The sequence below is a fragment of the Pseudomonas sp. JZ134 genome (assembly GCF_051027695.1).
GTDB classification, from domain to species: Bacteria; Pseudomonadota; Gammaproteobacteria; order Pseudomonadales; family Pseudomonadaceae; genus Chryseomonas; species Chryseomonas luteola.
On record NZ_CP069250.1, the window covers coordinates 3,666,090 to 3,687,348 of the forward strand.

At 56.0% G+C, this 21,259-nt stretch carries 18 protein-coding genes; 16 read left to right on the forward strand and 2 right to left on the reverse strand.

Features of this window, described 5'->3' with window-relative positions; all coding sequences use genetic code 11:
• Window positions 1-28: 28 nt before the first annotated feature.
• The 16 genes from dksA to JQR86_RS17095 all read left to right on the forward strand — a co-directional run bounded on the left by dksA (window position 29) and on the right by JQR86_RS17095 (window position 20,193).
• On the forward strand, window positions 29-472 hold the full coding sequence (dksA, locus tag JQR86_RS17020) for an RNA polymerase-binding protein DksA (RefSeq protein WP_010796833.1): 444 nt from the start codon (window positions 29-31) through the stop codon (window positions 470-472).
• Between the two features lie 57 nt (window positions 473-529).
• Window positions 530-1,417, forward strand: a complete 888-nt coding sequence (gene gluQRS, locus JQR86_RS17025; protein WP_407362767.1) for a tRNA glutamyl-Q(34) synthetase GluQRS — start codon at window positions 530-532, stop codon at window positions 1,415-1,417.
• A 104-nt stretch (window positions 1,418-1,521) separates the two neighbouring features.
• Window positions 1,522-1,698, forward strand: a complete 177-nt coding sequence (locus JQR86_RS17030) for a hypothetical protein (protein ID WP_010796831.1) — start codon at window positions 1,522-1,524, stop codon at window positions 1,696-1,698.
• On the forward strand, window positions 1,682-4,639 hold the full coding sequence (locus JQR86_RS17035) for a sensor histidine kinase (RefSeq protein ID WP_074829436.1): 2,958 nt from the start codon (window positions 1,682-1,684) through the stop codon (window positions 4,637-4,639). The genes JQR86_RS17030 and JQR86_RS17035 overlap by 17 nt, the downstream gene beginning before the upstream one ends.
• Window positions 4,640-4,701: 62 nt before the next feature.
• Window positions 4,702-6,132 (forward strand): sigma-54-dependent transcriptional regulator, encoded by a 1,431-nt coding sequence (locus JQR86_RS17040; RefSeq protein WP_434153950.1) that lies wholly within the window; start codon window positions 4,702-4,704, stop codon window positions 6,130-6,132.
• Between the two features lie 688 nt (window positions 6,133-6,820).
• Window positions 6,821-8,224, forward strand: a complete 1,404-nt coding sequence (locus JQR86_RS17045; RefSeq protein ID WP_434153951.1) for a polynucleotide adenylyltransferase PcnB — start codon at window positions 6,821-6,823, stop codon at window positions 8,222-8,224.
• A 3-nt stretch (window positions 8,225-8,227) separates the two neighbouring features.
• A complete protein-coding gene (folK, locus tag JQR86_RS17050) occupies window positions 8,228-8,713 on the forward strand; it encodes a 2-amino-4-hydroxy-6-hydroxymethyldihydropteridine diphosphokinase (protein WP_286788077.1) in 486 nt (161 codons plus the stop codon).
• A 255-nt stretch (window positions 8,714-8,968) separates the two neighbouring features.
• Complete coding sequence (panB, locus tag JQR86_RS17055) at window positions 8,969-9,769, forward strand: 3-methyl-2-oxobutanoate hydroxymethyltransferase (RefSeq protein ID WP_434153952.1); 801 nt, start codon at window positions 8,969-8,971, stop codon at window positions 9,767-9,769.
• Window positions 9,766-10,620, forward strand: a complete 855-nt coding sequence (gene panC, locus JQR86_RS17060) for a pantoate--beta-alanine ligase (RefSeq protein WP_434153953.1) — start codon at window positions 9,766-9,768, stop codon at window positions 10,618-10,620. The genes panB and panC overlap by 4 nt, the downstream gene beginning before the upstream one ends.
• 182 nt (window positions 10,621-10,802) lie before the next feature.
• Window positions 10,803-12,467: a glucose-6-phosphate isomerase gene (pgi, locus tag JQR86_RS17065; protein ID WP_019367425.1), complete on the forward strand. Its 1,665-nt coding sequence runs from the start codon at window positions 10,803-10,805 to the stop codon at window positions 12,465-12,467.
• A gap of 160 nt (window positions 12,468-12,627) precedes the next feature.
• Entirely contained in the window at window positions 12,628-14,577 is a 1,950-nt protein-coding gene (gene acs, locus JQR86_RS17070; RefSeq protein ID WP_404628332.1) for an acetate--CoA ligase, read from the forward strand.
• An 87-nt stretch (window positions 14,578-14,664) separates the two neighbouring features.
• Window positions 14,665-15,543, forward strand: coding sequence for an oxygenase MpaB family protein (locus tag JQR86_RS17075; RefSeq protein ID WP_434153954.1), 879 nt, complete (start codon window positions 14,665-14,667; stop codon window positions 15,541-15,543).
• A 71-nt stretch (window positions 15,544-15,614) separates the two neighbouring features.
• A complete protein-coding gene (locus tag JQR86_RS17080; protein WP_286788082.1) occupies window positions 15,615-16,631 on the forward strand; it encodes a class I SAM-dependent rRNA methyltransferase in 1,017 nt (338 codons plus the stop codon).
• An 80-nt stretch (window positions 16,632-16,711) separates the two neighbouring features.
• Entirely contained in the window at window positions 16,712-19,570 is a 2,859-nt protein-coding gene (locus JQR86_RS17085) for a DUF748 domain-containing protein (protein WP_434153955.1), read from the forward strand.
• Between the two features lie 8 nt (window positions 19,571-19,578).
• The gene (locus JQR86_RS17090; RefSeq protein WP_010796818.1) at window positions 19,579-19,872 is read left to right on the forward strand and encodes a DUF2845 domain-containing protein; all 294 of its coding nucleotides are present in this window, start codon (window positions 19,579-19,581) and stop codon (window positions 19,870-19,872) included.
• A gap of 9 nt (window positions 19,873-19,881) precedes the next feature.
• Window positions 19,882-20,193: a DUF2845 domain-containing protein gene (locus tag JQR86_RS17095; RefSeq protein ID WP_010796817.1), complete on the forward strand. Its 312-nt coding sequence runs from the start codon at window positions 19,882-19,884 to the stop codon at window positions 20,191-20,193.
• Here JQR86_RS17095 and JQR86_RS17100 read toward each other — a convergent pair whose 3' ends face one another.
• Together JQR86_RS17100 and JQR86_RS17105 are read right to left on the reverse strand one after the other, a co-directional pair.
• On the reverse strand, window positions 20,194-20,637 hold the full coding sequence (locus JQR86_RS17100; RefSeq protein WP_010796816.1) for a PA2169 family four-helix-bundle protein: 444 nt from the start codon (window positions 20,635-20,637) through the stop codon (window positions 20,194-20,196).
• 54 nt (window positions 20,638-20,691) lie between these two features.
• Window positions 20,692-21,054, reverse strand: a complete 363-nt coding sequence (locus JQR86_RS17105) for a BON domain-containing protein (RefSeq protein WP_010796815.1) — start codon at window positions 21,052-21,054, stop codon at window positions 20,692-20,694.
• Between the last annotated feature and the right edge of the window lie 205 nt (window positions 21,055-21,259).

The following is a 21,259-nucleotide window of genomic DNA, read 5'->3' on the forward strand; positions in this document are numbered from 1 at the left end:
AGGATTAGCGAAAGTGAGAGGGTCATCCATGGCGACCGACGAAAAACAGCAAAACACCCCTTTGACCCGTGGCTTCGAACCTTATCAGGAGGAGTCTGGCGAGGAGTACATGAGTGAGCGCATGCGCGCCCATTTCACTAACATCCTGAATAAATGGAAGCAGGAACTGCGGGAAGAAGTAGACCGCACTGTAAGTCACATGAAGGAAGATGCCGGCAGCCATGCCGACCCGGCCGACCGTGCGACCCAGGAAGAAGAGTTCAGCTTCGAGCTACGTACCCGTGATCGTGAGCGCAAGCTGATCAAGAAGATCGACGAGACGCTTCAGCTGATCGAAGACAACGAATACGGCTGGTGCGACTCTTGCGGTATCGAAATCGGTATCCGCCGCCTTGAAGCCCGTCCGACTGCCAGTCTGTGCATCGACTGCAAGACACTGGCGGAAATCAAGGAAAAGCAGATCGGTTCCTGATCGATCAAGGGGCGCTCAGGCGCCCCGCTTGCTTTTTAACGATTGTCATTCCCCACCATGACGACCTCATCCTATATAGGCCGGTTTGCCCCGACACCTAGCGGTTACCTGCATTTCGGGTCACTGGTTGCAGCCGTTGCGTCTTATCTGGACGCCCGTGCCGTAGGAGGACGCTGGCTTGTACGCATGGAGGATCTCGATCCGCCTCGTGAGGTTCCAGGCGCCCAAACAGCCATTCTCGACACGCTGGAACGCTATGGCTTCGAATGGGATGGCGCCGTAGAGCGGCAAAGTGATCGTCATGATGCCTATGAGGCTACCGTAGCGCGCCTGCTGCATAGCGGCCTGGCCTATGCCTGTACCTGCTCGCGCAAACAGCTGGAAGGCTATGGGGGACTGTATCCAGGCCACTGCCGTAACGCCCAGCATGCCCATGACATGGCCGCGATACGCATCCGGGTTCCTGAGCTCGAATATGCCTTTACCGACAGGGTACAAGGCGAATTCCGCCAGCATCTAGGACGGGACGTAGGCGACTTTATTATCCGTCGGCGTGATGGCTTGTTTGCGTATCAACTCGCCGTGGTACTGGACGATGCCTGGCAGGGCATTACCGATATCGTCCGAGGTGCAGACCTTCTCGACTCCACGCCGCGTCAGCTCTATCTGCAGGAACTGCTGGGCTTTCCCCAGCCTCGCTACCTGCACGTCCCGCTGATCATTCAGCCTGACGGACACAAGCTGGGCAAATCGTACCGCTCCCCGCCTCTTCCGCACGATCAAGCCGGACCGCTACTGCTCAGAGCCCTGCGTGCGCTAGGCCAGCAGCCATCCTCCGAGCTCCATGGCGCCAGTGCCCGAGAGATTCTGACCTGGGGTATACAATCCTGGCAGCCTGCCCGGATACCACATACCCATACACTTGCCGAAGCTGAACTCCGGTAACAACGCAGATTGTCTCAAAACGGATAAGGCAGACCTGCGTTAACGGATGCAGGCTCCCCCATCCATCGGCTACCATCCAGCCAAGGCCTATTTGAGAATGCAGTATGTATATCTACCGGTTGGTCCTGCTCCTGGTTGTGGGCATCTACCTGTTTTCCCCTGCCATCATGGATTGGTGGATCGACCCGACTGGTGCCTGGTATCGCCCTTACCTACTCTGGCTGATTCTGATCGTGGTTACTTTTATTCTTCAGAGCCAACGCGATGCCGATGAGCTTTAGTATTTCCCAACTGCTTGCCATTAGCGCAGGTTATCTGCTGATTTTCTTTGGCGTAGCCTGGATGACCGAGCGAGGCTGGGTCCCCCGCCGCCTGGTCAGACATCCGATCATCTATACCCTGTCCTTGGGCGTCTACACCAGCGCCTGGGCCTTTTACGGAACGGTTGGCCTGGCTTATGACTATGGGTACGGCTTTCTTTCCTATTATCTGGGTCTATGTGGCGCATTTCTGCTGGCGCCTGTGCTGCTCTACCCCATTCTGCGGCTGACCCGTGTCTATCAGCTGTCTTCACTGGCAGACCTTTTCGCCTTTCGCTTTCGAAGTACCTGGGCAGGCGCACTCACGGCCCTGCTGATGGTGGTTGCCGTTCTGCCACTATTGGCCCTTCAGATCCAGGCGGTCGCTACCAGTACGGGCATTCTGATCAGCGCACCGGCACAGGACGGCCCGGCACTGGCCTTCTGCTTTCTGATTACGCTGTTCGCCATGCTGTTTGGCGCGCGACAGATTACCGCTCGCGAACGCCATGAAGGACTCGTGGTAGCGATTGCTTTCGAATCGCTGGTCAAGCTCATCGCGCTAGGTGCTGTTGGCCTGGTAACGCTCTATACCGTGTTCGACGGTCCCTCTGGGCTTGAAACCTGGCTGACCCAGAATCAGACAGCACTTTCCACACTGCATACACCCTTGCAGGAAGGCCCCTGGCGGATCCTGCTCCTTGTCTTTTTTGCGGCGGCCATCGTGATGCCACACATGTATCACATGGCGTTCACGGAAAACCTGAGCCCCCGAGCCCTTGTCAGCGCCAGCTGGGGCCTTCCGTTATTCCTGTTATTGATGAGCCTGGCTATTCCACCGATTCTCTGGGGCGGTCTTGCTCTTGGAGCTCCCACGAGCCCGGAATATTTCACATTGGGCGTGGGCATGGCACTGGATAAACCGCTGCTGGCGCTGGTAGCGTTTGTAGGAGGCCTGTCCGCCGCCAGCGGCGTGATCATCGTGATGACCATGGCCTTGTCTGGCATGGTGCTCAACCACCTGGTGCTGCCCCTGTATCAGCCACCTACCGACGGCAATATCTATCGCTGGTTACGCTGGACGCGCCGCGGATTGATTGCAGCCATCATCATGGCCGCCTATGGGTTTTACCGCCTGATCGGTAATCATAGCGACCTGTCGAGTCTTGGCATTGTTGCCTTTGTGGCCACGGTGCAGTTTCTACCAGGCGCATTATCCGTTCTCTACTGGCAGACCGCCAATCACCGCGGCTTCATCGCAGGCCTTCTGACCGGCATGGGCCTGTGGACGCTGACCATGCTGCTGCCGGCGCTTGGCTTCATGAAAGGCTTCGAAGTCGGTCCTTTCTCCTACTACATCGATGCCACCAACTGGCACTTGGCAGCCCTGGCGTCACTGGCCGCTAACGTTCTGGTGTTTGCACTGGTCTCTCTGTTCACCGAAGCCAGCGATGAGGAAAAAAGCGCGGCGGAAGCCTGTGCGGTAGACAATGTCAGACGGCCCCAGCGGCGGGAGCTGATTGCCGCCTCGCCCCAGGAGTTCGCTACTCAGCTGGCCAAGCCCCTGGGTGCCAAGACCGCCCAGAAGGAAGTAGAGCGCGCCCTCAGCGATCTGCTGCTTCCCTTCGACGAGCGTCGCCCGTACGCGCTACGTCGGCTCAGAGACCGTATCGAGGCCAACCTGTCAGGCCTGATGGGGCCACGGGTCGCCCAGGATATCGTCGAAACGTTCCTGCCTTACAAGGAAGGCAGCGAGGCCTATGTCACCGAAGACATCCATTTTATTGAAAGCCGTCTGGAAGATTATCAGTCCCGTCTTACAGGTCTTGCAGCCGAACTGGACGCCTTGCGTCGTTACCACCGGCAAACCCTGCAGGAACTGCCCATGGGTGTTTGCGCGCTAGCCCAGGACTGCGAGATCCTGATGTGGAACCGGGCCATGGAGCGGCTGACAAACATCGACTCAGTGCAAGTTGTAGGCTCGCGCCTTTCGGCACTACCTGAGCCCTGGAAAGCCCTGTTCGAACGCTTTCTCCGCTCTCCCGACCAGCATCTATACAAACAGCGCCTGGCACTCGACAGCAACCAGCGCTGGCTCAATTTGCACAAGGCGGCCATCGACGAGCCCCTTGCTCCCGGTAACAGCGGCAACGTTCTGGTCGTGGAAGACATCAGTGAGACCCAGCTGCTCGAAGATCGACTGATTCACTCCGAGCGCCTCGCCTCTATTGGCCGCCTCGCAGCAGGAGTCGCCCACGAGATTGGTAATCCGGTTACCGGTATTGCCTGCCTGGCACAGATCCTTCAGGAAGAACGCGAAGCGGATGCAGAAATTCAGGAGATTAGCGGACAGATCGTCGAGCAGACACGCCGCATCACCCGCATCGTTCAATCGCTGATGAGCTTTGCTCATGCCGGTGGTCGGCAACATGACCCAGAGCCGGTCAGACTGTTAGATACTGCACAAGAAGCCATCTCGCTGTTGTCGCTTAACCGCCGCAGCGTCGATGTCGAGTTCCAGAACCTGTGCGATCCGGAGCACTGGGTCAAAGGCGACCCGCAGCGGCTCGCTCAGGTATTGATCAATCTATTGTCCAATGCTCGCGATGCCTCGCCACCCACCGGCACGATTAAGGTGCGTAGCGAAGCCCGTGGGCAGACGGTAACGCTTATCGTCGAGGACGAAGGCTCCGGCATCCCAAAAGCCATAATCAGCCGTCTTTTCGAGCCCTTCTTTACAACCAAAGACCCTGGTAAAGGGACGGGACTTGGCCTTGCTCTGGTCTATTCCATCGTGGAAGAGCATTATGGAGACATAATGATCGACAGCCCGATCGACCTTGTGCAAGGCCGCGGTACGCGTATACGTGTGAATTTGCCGCGTCATTTTGAACAACCTGATCGAGCCGTAACCGGAACGTAGAGCGGAAACGAGATGCGCCACTGCCTGGCGCCTCCGCTCTGCCACCGTCGAGAGAGCCCAATATGGCACATATTTTGATCGTCGAAGACGAAACCATCATTCGCTCGGCCCTGCGCCGATTGCTCGAGCGCAATCAGTTTCAAGTCAGCGAGGCTGGCTCTGTGCAGGAAGCGCAGGATCGTTACGACATTCCATCGTTCGACCTGATTATTAGTGATCTGCGCCTGCCCGGTGCCCCTGGTACTGAGCTGATCGACCTGGCTGCAGGCAAGCCGGTGCTGATCATGACCAGCTATGCCAGCCTGCGCTCTGCCGTAGACTCCATGAAGCAAGGCGCTGTCGACTACATCGCCAAGCCATTCGACCATGACGAGATGCTGCAAGCGGTTGCACGCATTCTCATCGAGCGCGAACAGGCCCCGCAGCAGACACCGCCGGAGCGTCCAGCCAGTCGCGGCGAAGCGCTGCCAGTCCACGACAGCGACATTGGTATCATCGGCAGTTGTGCTCCCATGCAGGATCTATACGGCAAGATTCGCAAGGTTGCCCCTACTGATTCCACCGTGCTCATTCAGGGGGAGTCCGGTACGGGCAAGGAGCTGGTGGCTCGTGCACTTCATAACCTGTCACGCCGGGTAAAAGCGCCTCTGATTTCTGTGAACTGCGCTGCCATTCCCGAAACGTTGATCGAGTCCGAACTGTTCGGCCATGAGAAAGGTGCCTTTACAGGTGCTAGCGCAAGCCGCACCGGTCTGGTCGAGGCAGCTGATGGCGGTACGCTCTTTTTGGACGAAATCGGCGAGCTGCCGCTGGAAGCTCAGGCACGCCTGCTGCGTGTCTTGCAGGAGGGCGAGATTCGCCGCGTCGGCTCGGTGCAGTCGCAAAAGGTCAATGTCCGCCTGATTGCAGCCACTCACCGTGATTTGAAGACATTGGCCAAGACCGGGCAATTCCGGGAAGACCTCTATTATCGTCTGAATGTTATTTCCCTGCGCCTTCCGCCGTTGCGTGAGCGAAGCAATGACGTGCTGGAAATCGCCCGCGTATTTCTGGCCCGCCAGTCCAACCGCATGGGTCGCGAGGCCATGCATTTCAGCCAGGAAGCTGAACTCGCCATTCGCCATTACAGCTGGCCGGGTAACGTTCGGGAGCTGGAGAATGCAATCGAACGAGCCGTCATTCTCAGCGAGAAGAACGAAATCGAACCGGACCTGCTCGGCATCGATATTGAACTGGAAGATTTGGACCTTTCCGAACACTTCCTGGATCCACTCGAGACGCCTCTGGGCTCCTCCAATGTCAGCCATGAGCCTACGGAAGACCTTTCCTTGGAGGACTATTTCCAGCACTTTGTGCTTGAACACCAGGACCACATGACCGAGACCGAATTAGCCCGCAAGCTTGGCATAAGTCGCAAGTGCTTGTGGGAGCGACGTCAACGGCTTGGTATTCCGCGCCGAAAAACGGGCGCTACCAGTACCGACCTGTCCTGATAGACAGAAAACGCATCGTTACCGATGCGTTTTTTTTGCGGGTAACACAGGGCCATCATTTCAGAATGTGTTACCGCCGTAACATCAGGCGAGGTTAACGGTAACGAATTTCTCATGTTGCCCGCCTCAAAAAACACTACATATTTTCATAAGCCATTGTTTTAAAACGGTTTTCAAAAGTTGGCACAGCATCTGCTTTATATCTGGCACAACAAAAATAAAAAATCAGTAAAACCCCTAATAAAAATAAGACGTAACGACTCCAGCACAATAAGAACAAGCAGGCGGAGGCGTAGCTAACTGATCATTTTGGAGAAGAGTCGATTGCGGAGCATTTGCCCCGTACCAGGCCGAGAACAATAAAACTGCCCTGAGGCAGCACCTGCACTGGATAGATCAATTGTGATCATGACGACATCAGCGTCCAAAGTAATCCGTTTGCTCTTGGCCCCGAATTTGGGAGCCCTCCTGGCGGCAGGTATCCGACCAGGACGGACCAGACAAGAAAAACAACAGGTTCGATATAACAATAAAAACAAAGCACGTACCAATTTGGGGGGGAGCTTCGGCTCCCCCAGTGCCTTAAGCTTCACGCCAGCCATCATTCAAGATCCCCTCCTATAATGCTAGAATCCGCCATAACCGCGGGTTTCCGCTCGCTCCGCCGACCTCAAGAACAGTGCTATCAATGCTGAAAAAGCTGATCCAGTCCCTGCGTTCGCCATTACGTCGCGCACCCAGTAAGCCTGAACTACCTATCGTGATTCCTCGTAGCCAGCACGCGCTGGAGCGTGAACAGATTAGTCGCCATGCCCTGAGCGTTGTGGATCGGCTGGAGAAGGCTGGCTACCAGGCCTATCTGGTCGGTGGTTGCGTAAGAGATCTGATGCTGGGCGTTGAGCCGAAGGATTTCGACGTCGCGACCAACGCAACGCCTGAGCAGGTACGCGCTGAATTTCGCAATGCACGCGTCATTGGACGTCGCTTCAAGCTGGTCCACGTGCATTTTGGCCGAGAGATCATTGAAGTGGCGACCTTCCGTGCCAATCACCCCGAAGAAGAAGAGGATGAAGACTCCGTTCACTCCGCCCGCCACGAAAGTGGGCGCATCCTTCGTGACAACATCTACGGCAATCAGGAGCAGGATGCACAGCGGCGTGACTTCACGATCAATGCCCTGTACTACGAAGCTACCCAGGAACGTATCTTCGACTATGCCAATGGCGCCTCGGATATTCGTAATCGCCTGATTCGCCTGATTGGAGATCCCGAGCAGCGCTACCAGGAAGATCCAGTGCGCATGCTGCGAGCCGTGCGCTTCGCGGCTAAGCTGGGCTTCGAGATCGAAGAGCAGACAGCAGCACCTATTCGCCGCCTGGCACACCTGTTGAGGGACATCCCAGCCTCCCGTCTCTTCGATGAAGTGCTCAAGTTGTTCCTGAGCGGTAACGCAGAGCGCACCTATGAGCTGCTGGTCACCTATGATCTCTTTGCCCCTCTGTTCCCGGCAACAGCTGAAGCGCTCGAAAAGAACCCTGAATACACAGGCCGTCTCATCAAGCAGGCGTTGGCCAATACGGACGCACGTATTCGTGAAGGCAAGCCGGTAACACCCGCCTTCCTATTTGCAGCGCTGCTCTGGCCTGCCCTTCCCGCCCGCGTGGATTACCATCAGGAAAAGGGGCTGCCGCCGATTCCAGCCATGCAGGAAGCGGCTCACGACATTACGCTCGAACAGTGTCGCCGGATCGCCATTCCCAAGCGCTTTACCATTCCCATGCGCGAGATCTGGGACATGCAGGAACGCTTGCCTCGCCGTCAAGGCAAACGCGCCGATATGCTCTTGGAAAACCCCCGCTTCCGGGCAGGCTATGACTTCCTCCTGTTGCGTGAGAGCGCCGGCGAGCGTACCGGTAACCTGGGTCAATGGTGGACGCATTATCAGGAAGTCAGCGACAGTCAACGTCGAGAGATGATTCGTGAACTGAGTCAGGAGGACGGCAAGGGCGCGGTCCGCAAGCGCCGCCGTGGCGGTGGGTCACGCAAGCGTCGCACACCTGGCACCGACAAACCTACCCCGCCAGCGGAGTAATCGATGGAGCGTGTTTACATCGGGCTCGGCAGTAATCTGGCGGAGCCCCGCACCCAGCTTGAATCAGCGCTGGCGGCGTTGAATACACTTCCGCAAAGCCGACTTGTCTCCCGATCCTCCTTTTATGGAAGCGACCCATTGGGCCCGGCTGATCAGCCCCGCTATGTAAATGCTGTCGCGGCGCTTGATACCGCTCTGGAACCACTTGCGCTGCTGGATGAGCTGCAAGCCATCGAGCAACAGCAGGGTCGAGTCCGCAAGGATGAGCGCTGGGGCCCCAGAACACTAGACCTTGATATCCTGCTATTCGGCAGCCACACGATCAATGAGCCCCGCCTGACCGTACCGCACTATCACATGCATGCCCGGGCGTTCGTTCTCTACCCTCTGGCCGAAATTGCCTCGGGTGAGTTGCGCCTGCCCGATGGCAGCCTGTTGCAGGCTCTGCTGGACCAGTGCCCGTTCGTGGGCCTGGAGCGACTGGAATAAGGGACTTGCAAGTCATAGTGTTACCGTAACGTTCCGGTAACACATCGTGATTGACTTCCCCTGAACTCGCCGAGACTATAGGCACCCACTTGCCTGGCCATCCCTTTGTTACCGCCTACAGACAGGCTGTGTCCTCTGCAGAATTGGCAGGCAAGCGATGAGATCTGTAGTTCGCTACAGCCATCAACCAGAACAAAAAGATACGACTGTTATGTCCCCAGCCATTCAGGACACAGCCTGAAGAGGAAGTTTGATATGCCTGAGGTTACCCTCACCACTTTGCAGGCGCTGAAACAGCGCGGTGAAAAAATCACCATGCTGACCTGCTATGACGCGACCTTTGCCCATACGGCTAGCCAGGCGGGCGTCGAAATACTGCTGGTAGGCGACTCCCTGGGCATGGTCCTTCAGGGCCACGACAGTACACTGCCTGTTACCACAGCCGATATGGCCTATCACACGACCTGTGTAAAACGCGGCAATCGTGGCGCACTTATCGTGGCCGATATGTCCTTCATGGCTTACTCGACACTGGAGCAGACCTTCCAGAATGCTGGCGCACTGATGCAGGCCGGCGCGCACATGATCAAGCTGGAAGGCGCTGCCTGGCTGGCAGAGCCTATTCGCCAGCTGGCTGAACGGGGCGTTCCGGTCTGCGCGCACCTGGGCCTTACGCCTCAGTCAGTAAATGTGTTTGGTGGCTTCAAGGTACAAGGGCGTGATGAGGCTCGCGCCCAGCAGCTGCGTGAAGATGCCAAGGCGCTTGAGGCAGCCGGAGCTGCCATGATTGTGCTTGAGTGTGTCCCCAGCCCGCTGGCGGCCGACATCACACGCGCTGCCAACATACCGGTCATCGGTATCGGTGCTGGCGCGGACACGGATGGGCAGGTACTGGTCATGCACGACATGCTAGGCCTTGCTCTGACAGGCCGCTCACCCAAGTTCGTGAAGAATTTCATGGCCGGCCAGAGCAGTATCCAGGAAGCCTTCACAGCCTATGTCCAGGCTGTCAAGAGCGGCACCTTTCCCGCACCAGAACACGGATTTTCGGCATGATTACCGTACACACTATCAGCGAGCTGCGAAACGCAGTCGCCGAGGCCCGTCGCACAGGCAAGCGCATCGGTTTTGTTCCCACTATGGGCAACCTGCATGCAGGCCATGTCGCCCTGGTTGATACAGCGCGGGCCAATAGCCATTTCGTGGTTGCCAGTATTTTCGTCAATCCACTGCAGTTCGGTCCCACCGAAGACCTGGACAAATACCCGAGAACGCTTGCCGCTGACCAGGAGAAACTGGCAGCGGCCGGCTGCGCAGTTCTGTTTGCACCTGCCGTATCGGAGATGTATCCCGAAGGGATGGACCACCAGACACGGGTCAGCGTCCCGGTCGTTTCGGAGGGCCTGTGTGGCGGCAGCCGCCCCGGTCATTTCGAAGGCGTCGCCACGGTTGTCAGCAAGCTATTCAACATGGTCCAGCCTGATGTCGCTGTGTTTGGTGAAAAGGACTACCAGCAGCTTGCCGTCATCCGCAAGATGGTCAATGACCTGAACATGCCTATCGAGATCATAGGTCAGCCTACCGTTCGAGACACCGATGGGCTGGCACTATCATCACGTAACGGCTACCTCAATGGCGAACAGCGCGCCACGGCCCCTTGCCTGTATAGCCTGCTGAAACAAGTGGCCGAGCGTATCCAGGCAGGTCGCCGCGACTACCCTGCCCTGCTCGACGAGGCCAGACAGCAGCTTGAAGCGGATGGCCTGCGAGTGGATTATCTGGAGCTTCGTCAGCAAGGCACATTGCGCCCGGCGGCAGAAGCCGATCGACAACTGGTAATACTATTGGCCGTCTATGTTGGAAACACGCGGTTGATTGATAATTTGTCATTCGAACTTGATATCTAATCAGCAGGATGAGCACCGCTTCGCTAAAGCCCGGAACACCCCGGGCTTTTTCGTGTCTGACGGCCATCATTAGCTTGACTGACGCGCTCTATCTGGCGTGCTATAGCCGGGCGTGCCACAAGCTTTATCCCAAGATGTAGTGCACAACGTACGACAATACCTACAGAAGGAAGCGAATCCCAATGGAGTATTACAAACAGCCTATCAACGTTACCGAGTTGAAGTCCTGGCAGGCACTGACAGAACATCGTCAGGAGATGCAGTCCTTCACTATGCGTAATGCGTTCGCGGCGGACCCAGGACGCTTCAAGCAATTTTCATTGAGCGCCTGCGGGCTGTTTCTGGACTACTCCAAGAATCTGCTAACTCAGCAGACTCGCGACCTGCTGATCAACCTGGCACGTGAAGCAAACCTTGAAGGCGCGATCAAAGCGTTATTGTCAGGCGAGCCCGTCAATTCCTCGGAAAATCGTCCTGCACTCCATACAGCCCTGCGCCGCCCGCTAGGCGACAAGGTGATGGTGAACGGGCAGGATGTCATGCCGGAGGTACATCGCGTACTGGGCCGCATGACCGACCTGGTCAACCGTATCCATAACCGCCTCTGGCGAGGACACACAGGCAAGCCGATCACAGATGTCGTCAATATCGGCATCGGCGGCTCCTTCCTCGGGCCCCAGCAGGTTGCCGAGGCACTCACGCCTTACGCACAGTCGCAGGTCCGCTGCCATTACCTCGCAAACATCGATGGCAGCGAATTCCATGAGCTGGTGACCGGCTTGGAAGCCGAAACGACCTTATTCATCGTTTCTTCCAAATCCTTCGGTACCCTGGAAACCCTGAAAAACGCCCAGGCTGCACGTGCGTGGTGCCTTGGCCAGGGCTGCGCCGAGCAGGATCTGCACAAGCATTTCATTGCGGTCTCCAGCAATGTGAAGACAGCCGTTGAGTTCGGGATCAGCGAAGAAAACATTTTCCCGATGTGGGATTGGGTCGGCGGCCGTTACTCGCTGTGGTCGGCAATCGGCCTGCCTGTTGCCATTGCCATCGGTGTATCCAATTTCAAGGAATTGCTGGCCGGCGCCTATGCTATGGACCAACACTTCCTGAACACGCCCTTCGAAAGCAACCTGCCCGTGCTGCTGGGCCTGCTGGGTGTGTGGTATGGCAACTTCTGGGATGCTCAGAGCCACGCTGTACTGACCTACGATTACTATCTGCGCGACTTCACTAAGCATTTGCAGCAGCTGGATATGGAGTCCAATGGCAAGCGTGTTCGCCAGGACGGTACTCCCGTCGCCACGGCAACCGGCCCGGTCATCTGGGGTGGCGTAGGCACCAATGGGCAACACGCGTATCACCAGCTGATGCACCAGGGCACCCCGATGATTCCATGCGATTTCATCGTGCCGGCCTCCAGCCATCATCCCATTGCTGACCATCACCCCTGGTTGTATGCCAATTGCCTCTCCCAGAGCCAGGCCCTCATGCGCGGCAAGACGCTTGAAGAAGCGGAAGCCGAACTGCGCGCTAAGGGCCTGCCTGATGAGCAAGTAGCATTCCTGGCTCCACACAAGGTCATCCCGGGCAACCGCCCCAGCAATACGCTGGTATTCGAGCGCGTAACCCCGAGCAGCCTAGGCGCCCTGGTGGCGCTCTATGAGCACAAGGTATTCGTACAAAGCGTGATCTGGGGTATCAATGCCTTTGACCAGTGGGGCGTAGAGCTAGGTAAAGAGCTGGGTAACAGCGTCTATCAGCATTTGGTTGGCAACGGAGAAGAGGCTGCGGAAGATGCCTCGACTCAAGGTCTGATCGAGTACTTCCGCCAGCACCATCGCGGCTGACCAATCCGCTCCGCTCAAAACGCCGCTCTTGCGGCGTTTTTTATTTTTACCTACGACTTTCGGCCAGAAATACACACACTCTATCGCCTGGCTGAACCCCATCGCCCAAATAGCGCCTAATGTGGATGGAAGCGGAGAACAACCACAACAGGAGCCCGCCATGTCGGAACACCATCGCTACCCCGTGCCCGAAACAGTGCAAAAGCAAGCCCTTCTGGATAAAGAAGGCTATGAGCGTCTCTATCACCAGTCCATTGAAAACCCTGAGCGCTTTTGGGGTGAGCAGGCCAAAGCCATGCTTGACTGGTTCAAACCGTGGGATGAAGTTCACCATAGCGATCTGGCCAAGGGTGAAGCCTCGTGGTTCAAGGGTGGTCAACTGAATGTGTCCTACAACTGTATCGACCGCCATCTGGACAAGCGTGCGGACCAGGTCGCCATTATCTGGGAAGGCGACAATCCCTCTGACTCCCAGAAAATCACCTACCGTGAGTTGCACCAGAATGTTTGCAGGCTGGCTAACGCTCTGAAAGCGCATGGCGTCAAGAAAGGCGACCGTGTGTGCCTGTATCTCCCCATGATTCCCGAAGCGGCCTATGCCATGCTGGCTTGCTCCCGGCTGGGTGCGGTCCACTCCGTGGTGTTTGGCGGTTTTTCTCCCGATGCCCTGCGCGACCGTATCCTGGATGCCGATTGCCGTACCGTCATTACTGCCGATGAAGGGACCCGCGGCGGCAAATGTGTCCCGCTCAAAAACAATGTGGATAAGGCCTTGGCCTCATGCCCGAATGTTTCCAACGTGATCGTAGTACAGCGCACCAAGGGCAATATTGCATGGACCGAAGGTCGGGACGTTTGGTACCACGACGCCGTGCAAAACGTCAGTGATGAATGTCCAGCCGAACCGGTGGATGCGGAAGATCCGCTCTTCATCCTCTACACCTCGGGCTCGACCGGTAAACCCAAAGGGGTATTACATACCACCGGGGGTTACCTGCTGGGCTCTGCAATGACCTTCAAGTATGTATTCGATTATCACGAAGGTGAGATCTTCTGGTGCACCGCGGACGTCGGCTGGGTAACCGGCCACAGTTACATCGTCTATGGTCCCTTGGCCAATGGGGCAACAACGCTGATGTACGAAGGCATGCCCAGTTATCCGGATGCCTCACGCTTCTGGCAGGTCGTGGATAAGCATCAGGTTAACATCTTCTATACAGCCCCCACCGCCATTCGGGCACTAATGCGTGAGGGAGACGCCCATGTGCACAAAAGCTCCCGCGCCAGCCTCCGCTTGCTGGGTAGTGTAGGCGAGCCCATTAACCCTGAAGCGTGGGAATGGTACTACCGCGTCGTAGGTGAGAAGCGCTGCCCTATTGTCGACACATGGTGGCAGACCGAAACAGGCAGCATCCTGATCGCACCGCTCCCTGGCGCAACGGACCTCAAGCCCGGCTCGGCTACACGCCCCTTCTTTGGCGTTCAGCCTGTTCTTCTGGACGACAAGGGCAAGGAGATCGAAGGTCCTGCCGCAGGTGTTCTGGCTATCAAGGCCAGCTGGCCCAGCCAGATCCGAAGCATCTATGGCGATCATCAACGTATGATCGATACCTACTTCAAGGCTTACCCCGGCTACTATTTCACCGGTGACGGTGCCCGCCGTGATGAAGATGGGTATTACTGGATTACCGGCCGCGTGGATGACGTAATCAACGTATCCGGCCACCGGATCGGCACGGCAGAAGTGGAAAGCGTGCTGGCTTTACATGACGAAGTGGCCGAGGCCGCTGTAGTAGGCTGCCCCCATGATGTGAAAGGCCAGTGCGTCTATGCATTTGTCACCCCAATGGGCGGTGTGCAACCCACGGATGAGCTGAAAAAGCGCCTGCTGGCTCAGGTCAGTTCCGAGATTGGCAGCTTTGCAAAACCGGACTTCCTCCAGTGGGCGCCGCGGCTACCCAAGACACGCTCTGGCAAGATCATGCGACGTATCCTGCGCAAGATTGCCTGTGATGAGCTGGACACTCTGGGCGATACCTCCACCCTGGCTGATCCTTCCGTCGTGCAGGAGCTGATTGAGCATCGGCAGAATCTTGCAGCCAAAAAGTGAGTAAAACCGCCGCCGGGCATAGCGTTGGATGTCTGGCGGCTCGTTATCCATTAAGCTTTACGTGATGAAGCATCATTTGGGGCTGTAATGGAAATCCTGCGACGCCGTATTGAAAGTCAGGTCATGAGCCTTACCGGGCTAAGCCTGGGCGGAGTCGATTACGAAAACCCACCTGGGGACCCTGGCCTGTTCGGACCTGACTCCGCCTGCTGGAAGGTACACAGTGACTTTACCTGCATGATGATCGGCGGGGTCGCCGCCCTGCTTCTGCAAATGCTGCATCCCTTGGCACTGGCAGGTGTCTGGGATCACTCCCGCTTTCGAGAAGATATGCTGGGCCGATTACGGCGTACCGGCCAATTCATTGCCGCCACTACCTTTGGCAACCAGGCCGATGCACAACGGTTGATCGAAAAAGTCCGGACGATTCATGGTCATATCAAAGGAGTTGCCCTGGATGGACGCCCTTACGCAGCCGATGACCCTGATCTTTTGACGTGGGTACACGTCGCAGAGGTAAGCAGCTTCCTGAAAGCCTACCTTCGCTATTTCAATCCCCACTTTTCCCTCGCAGAGCAGGACCGTTATTACCGCGAAGTCTCTCTGATTGCCAAGCAACTGGGGGCTCAGCAGGTCCCGGCATCCCGGATAGAAATCGAACACTACCTCAATATGATGCGCCCAGAGCTGGTCTGTGACGAACGTACGCGTGAGATTACGCAGATCCTGCTTTCAGCGCCGGCACCCAGTGCGCTGGCCAAGCCGTTCGGTTCACTGATCATGAGAGCAGGGATTGATCTGCTACCTGAATGGGCCGCCCAGCAATTGGATATCCTGCCCGGCCATGCGGAGCGGCATTTGGTAAGGGCTGGAGTCAACCGTACAGCTCCCCTGCTACGCTGGGCGGTTCGCAACGGTTCCTCACATCGGGCACGACGCCGCATGGGTCAGCCCACCAAGCCCTGATCGGTCGCACGGCAGCCCACAATAATCTGTATTCTGTACGCCTTCATTGCTCTTCGCTTCAAGGCCTGCCCATGCAAACCCTTTTCTCCGCCCTGGACACAGCATTGTCCCGCCGTGAGTCGCTCCTGGCACGACTTCATACCCAGGGTACGGATTGCTATCGACTGTTTCATGGATCACAGGAGGGAGCAGCAGGACTTACACTCGACCGGTACGGCCCGCAGTTACTGATTCAGAGCTTTCATGCTCCTGTTGAAAATGAGGTAATCCTTGCACTGCATCAGCAGGTTCAGCGTTTTTTGGGCCAGGAATTATTTCTTGTCTATAACGACCGGTCGCAAGGCAATTCCCGGATTGATCGCAGCAGCACCGCCCATACAACCGAACCAGATGCACTGGAGGCCACCGCCGCTCGCGAATGGGGCTTGACCTATCGTGTGCGGGGCCGCCATGCCGGCCAAGACCCGTTACTCTTTCTTGACCTGCGTAACGCGCGAGGCTGGGTCAAGCAGAACAGCCAGGACAAGTCAGTCCTGAATCTCTTTGCCTATACTTGCGGTGTAGGACTCTGCGCGGCGGCTGGTGGAGCGCAGGAGGTCTGGAATCTGGACTTCGCTACGCGCAATCTGGCTGTAGGTCAGGAAAACGGTACTCTCAATCCTTCATTGCCGCCCATGCAGTTCGTTCAGTCGGACTATTTCCCCGCTATTCGCCAGCTAGCCGGCTTACCTATCACTCATCGTCGAGGCCAGCGCTTGCCCAGTTATCCTCGCCTGGACCCAAAGCAATTCGACCTTGTATTTCTTGATCCACCGGCTTGGGCCAAAAGTGCCTTTGGAACGGTAGACCTTCAGCGTGACTATCAAAGCCTGCTCAAACCAGCGCTTCTGGCTACTGCCGAAAACGGCACCCTGGTGTGCTGTAACAACCTGGCCAAAGTCTCCATGGCAGAATGGCGCGAGTCTGTCCTGCGCTGCGCCAGCAAACAAGGAAGACCGGTACGTGACTGTCAGGTTATCGCGCCAGACGAGGACTTCCCGTCCTTTGACGGCCAGCCGCCCCTTAAGACCTTGATTTTACAGTTGTAACGATCACGCTTTGCGCATGCTGCCGTTGGAACCACAGCGGCACGTGCGATACTGGAGAGCACTCTTGATGGATAGACGCCATGCCCAAAGCATTGAAACGCGCCGCCATTGTGTTGTCGCTCCTCCTGCTGTATTGCCTGCTTGGTTTTCTGATTCTCCCGCGCGTTGCGTTGCACGTTGCAAACCAACAGTTGACGCGTTACACCACGCAGCCTGCTCAGATTGATGAGATCACCTTCAATCCCTTCACATTTAAAGTAGAACTGAAGGGGTTTCGCATTGGTTCTCCCGAACACCCCGTCTTGGCAGCCAAGCGCCTCTATGCTGACCTTGAGCTGAACAGCTTATGGCGAATGGAAGCACATCTGGCGCGTCTGGAGCTGGAAGAGCCCGTTATCGACGTTACGCTCGAGAAAGACGGTACGCTAAATCTTACCGAGCTGTTTAAAACGTCTGAGAATTCCGACCCTCAAGACAAGCCTACGGCAAATTCAACCGAGCAACCCTTTCCCTTGACCATCGATGCTCTTGCCCTTCAGAAGGCCCAGGTGCATTACCGAGATCAACAGCTCAAACAGCCCGTCGAAGTGAGTTTCAACCCCATTGATCTGACCCTGGAAAACATCGGCACCCGCACAGAAAACCCAGGCCGCTACAGCCTAAATGCCCAAGCAGGCCAGGATGGTGCACTCACAAGCGAAGGAACGCTCCACTTGGTCCCTTTCACCCTTAATGGCTCTCTGGAACTCAAGGAGGCTGCGCTGGCCCCCTGGTGGGCCTACGTCAGCGAAGCGCTACCGCTTTCACTCGATAAGGGTCGGTTGAATGGGCATGCTCAGTACCACCTCGAAACAGGAAAAATCTTTCAACTACAACTGTCCAAGACCAGCCTGAGCCTTGATGAGTTTTCCAGCAAAGCAGTCAATGCCACGCCACAGATACATCTAAACCACCTCGCTATTGCCGATGCCACACTGGACCTAACCAAACGCCAAATTCATCTGGGAAAGCTCGAGACCCGAAACTTGGAGGCCTGGGTCTCTCGGGATCGGGACGGTCAGCTGGATTGGGCCAAGTTGTTCACCTTCCCGAAGCAACCCGAGGCGTTGCCCGACACACCGAATTGGCAGATCAGCATTGGCAAGACTGACCTACAAGGCGGCCGCCTTCATCTAAAAGACCTGGCCGCGTCAGCACCTGTAGATCTGGACATAAAGAACATCAACCTGGCGTTATCCAGCCTTGATCTGGCAGGCCAAATGCCGACCACGGTCAACCTCAACGCTCAAGTTGGTCTACATGGGCAGCTTGAGGTTAGCGGTGAGCTGATACTGAGTCCTGTGACCGCTCGCCTGCATATTGTGAATAATGATATCGACCTGCGTCTGGCCCAAGCCTATATTGCTCCCTATATCCGCCTTGAAGTGCGGAGCGGCATGCTGGCAAGCGACATCAACCTCTCCCTCCATGATACAGCGCCTCTTGCCTTGTCCGTGACCGGGCAGGCCCAGCTCACCCAGCTACATACTCTAGATACCCAGCGCCAGCGTGACTTCCTGCGCTGGCAAACGCTTACGCTCAAAGGTATCAGCTACGAGCATGGCCAGCGTCTCGCCATTGATGACATTACCCTGCTGCGTCCCTATGCCCGTCTTATTATCAACGAAGACCTGACCACCAACTTTCGTCAGCTGCTGATTCCTCAACCCAAAGACGAAGCACCTGACAACACCCCTCCGCTAACCCTGCACATCGGCGGTATTCATGTTGTTAACGGCTCGGCCAATTTTGCAGACTATAGCCTTACGCCCAGCTTCATAACGGCTATTCAGGAGCTGAACGGTCAGATCGGCACGCTGGATACAAAGGCCTCCGATCCGGCGGAAATAAGCCTGACCGGCAAGGTGGATCGCTTTGCACCCGTCAATATCAAAGGTCGTCTGAACCCACTAGATCCGCTCAACAAACTCAACGTGACAGCAGCATTCCGTCATGTTGAACTTACAACCCTTACGCCCTATTCCGGAAAATTCGCCGGCTATGCCATCCGCAAAGGGCGCCTGGACCTGGATCTCAACTACCGGATCGACAACAGCAAGCTGGATGCTCAAAACCATCTGGTATTGGATCAGCTTGAGCTAGGTGAACGGATTGACAGCCCTGATGCCGTCGACCTGCCTGTCAGGCTTGCGGTTGCGCTACTCAAGGACTCCCACGGCAGAATTGACCTGACTCTCCCTGTCGCGGGTAACCTCAACGACCCTAACTTCAGCGTGGCGCCCATCATCTGGCAAACGATGCGCAACGTCATTGCAAGGGCCGTCCAATCGCCCTTCAAGATGCTGGCAGGCTTGGCAGGTCGAGCAGAAACGGATCTCAACGAGATACCCTTTGAAGCGGCCTCGGTCAACTTGACGGGTGAGGCGCGTCAGTCGCTCGATACGCTGGCCCAGGCGCTAAAAAGGCGTCCGCAGCTGCAACTGGATGTAGAAGGCCGTAGCGCGGTTGAGATCGACGGCCCTTCACTTTCTGCGCAGCGCTTGGAGCGCGAATTCCAGACACAGTACTACAATTTGCTGCAGCGGCGAGGCGACAAGGTTCCCGCAGATGCCACCCAGCTTGCCGTACCGGAAGATATGCGACCTGCCTTGCTGGAGGGGATTTACCGTACCCGCCTTAAACAACAGCCGCCTGCCGAGTGGACACACCTGAGCGATACCGAGCGGCAGCAGCGTCTGAGTGCCGCCATTCTTGACTCATGGAAAACGAGTGATCTGCTTCTGCGACGACTGGCACAGGCGCGTGCTCAAAACATCAAGCAATACCTCGTAGAAAAGGCCGGGCTTGAGGAAGGCCGTATTTATTTAATTGATGTCAATACAAGCCAGCAAGGCAATAATGGGCGTATCGCGGCACAACTTCATCTTGGCAGTAGCTAGGACAGCAGATGAGATACACCACAACCGCCATAGCCCTATTACTAGCGCTCTCCGCCTCGGTGGCGCTAGGTGACACGCTCCGCTGCGGCAGTAACTTGGTTAACCGGGGCGACCGTACGTTTGAGGTACAACGGAAATGCGGCGAACCTGCGCATCGAGATTTTATAGGCTACACGCAGGGTGACTATGGTCGTAGGGAATCGACACGGGAAGAATGGGTTTACGGTCCCTGGAATGGTGGAACCTACATTTTGACATTTGAAGCCAACCGGCTTGTCAGCATCGAATTCACACGTGATTAGAGCCTGTCCATGCCCTTTAATGCTCTTCGAGTCTCTGTACTGCTCATCCTCTCTACCATAGTGTGGCCTGCTCATGCCGAGTCCTTACGATGCGGTAGTCAGCTGGTCAATACAGATGACCATATCAGCGAAATTTACCGTAAATGTGGAAGGCCCGGCAGCCGTGCTAACCTGGGTTACATTGAGGTCGTAGACAGTTACAGAAGACGCAGCGACGTTAAAGTCGAAGAATGGGTGTATGGCCCATGGAACGGCATGTATCACTATTTGACGTTTCGCGGCGACCGGCTGTTCAAGATTGAAAGCAAGCGCGGCCAGTAATTAGGCCACGTTAAGGCGAAGCTTGAGCTCTAAAAGGTGATCATGGCACAGCTTGGCTTTTTGTAGCTGCTCCTGAACCAGCGGCTTGGCTTCCAGTTCGGGCATATCGTGTATGGCCTGTTCCAGCAGGTGGAGAAGCTGGTCTTCAGACTCCTCTAACACTTGAATATAGGTGGTATCCCCCGCTTCTGCCAGAGCAGCTCTGGTCTGTTCATAAAGTACTTTGAAAGAGCTTACAAAAAGACTGTCATTAGCAGGCTGCCTGCCATGCAAGGATGTCTGGCTACTTAACAGGATAACCAGACCTGCTTTCATCTGAGCCATCTCAGAGAACAACGCTTTGAGCTGGGGACTGCTCACTGCATTGATCGCTGACTCGTAGAATGTTCTGCCATTACGAGAAACTTCAATCAGATCCACAAAGGCATCTGCTTTTCCAGACATGGCACTTACCTCACAGATACTAAAAGTGGCGGGCTTCAAGCCCGCCACTTTAGATTACTCGGCCGATTTCAAGCCATCAGCCGATACGGCTTTAACGCCTTTGATATTTTTTGCTTTCTCAACAGCCAGCTCACGCTGAGCGTCTGTCGCAACAGTACCTGAAAGGGAGACTACACCTTTGTTGGTCTCGACCTTGATATCGGTCCCTTTGATATGATCATCAGCAAGGAAAGAAGATTTCACCTTTCCAGTGATCCATGTGTCGGAAACTGTTTCCTCTGCCTTCTCCACGTTGTCATTAGCGGCCAACGTCATCGTTTGATGGTTTGTGGCAGCAAACGCACCTCCGGCAAGCGGCATGCTTAGAGCGGTAACAGCGGCGGCGGCAAGAGCGAAATGGCTGAAAGTCTTCTTCATGGTGTGACTCCTGTTTTGAGTGTACGCCGTATCCTGGCGCTAGCACTAATCATGATCGCAATCAGCATGCCAACTCGGCTTCATAAAAAAATCATTAAATATCAATAAGTTAATAATTTGGCTTTTTAATAAACCGTTGCACATTGCAATAAATCGTTCATGCAATACATGCAAGTTGCATGAACAACGGACATAAAAAAGCCCA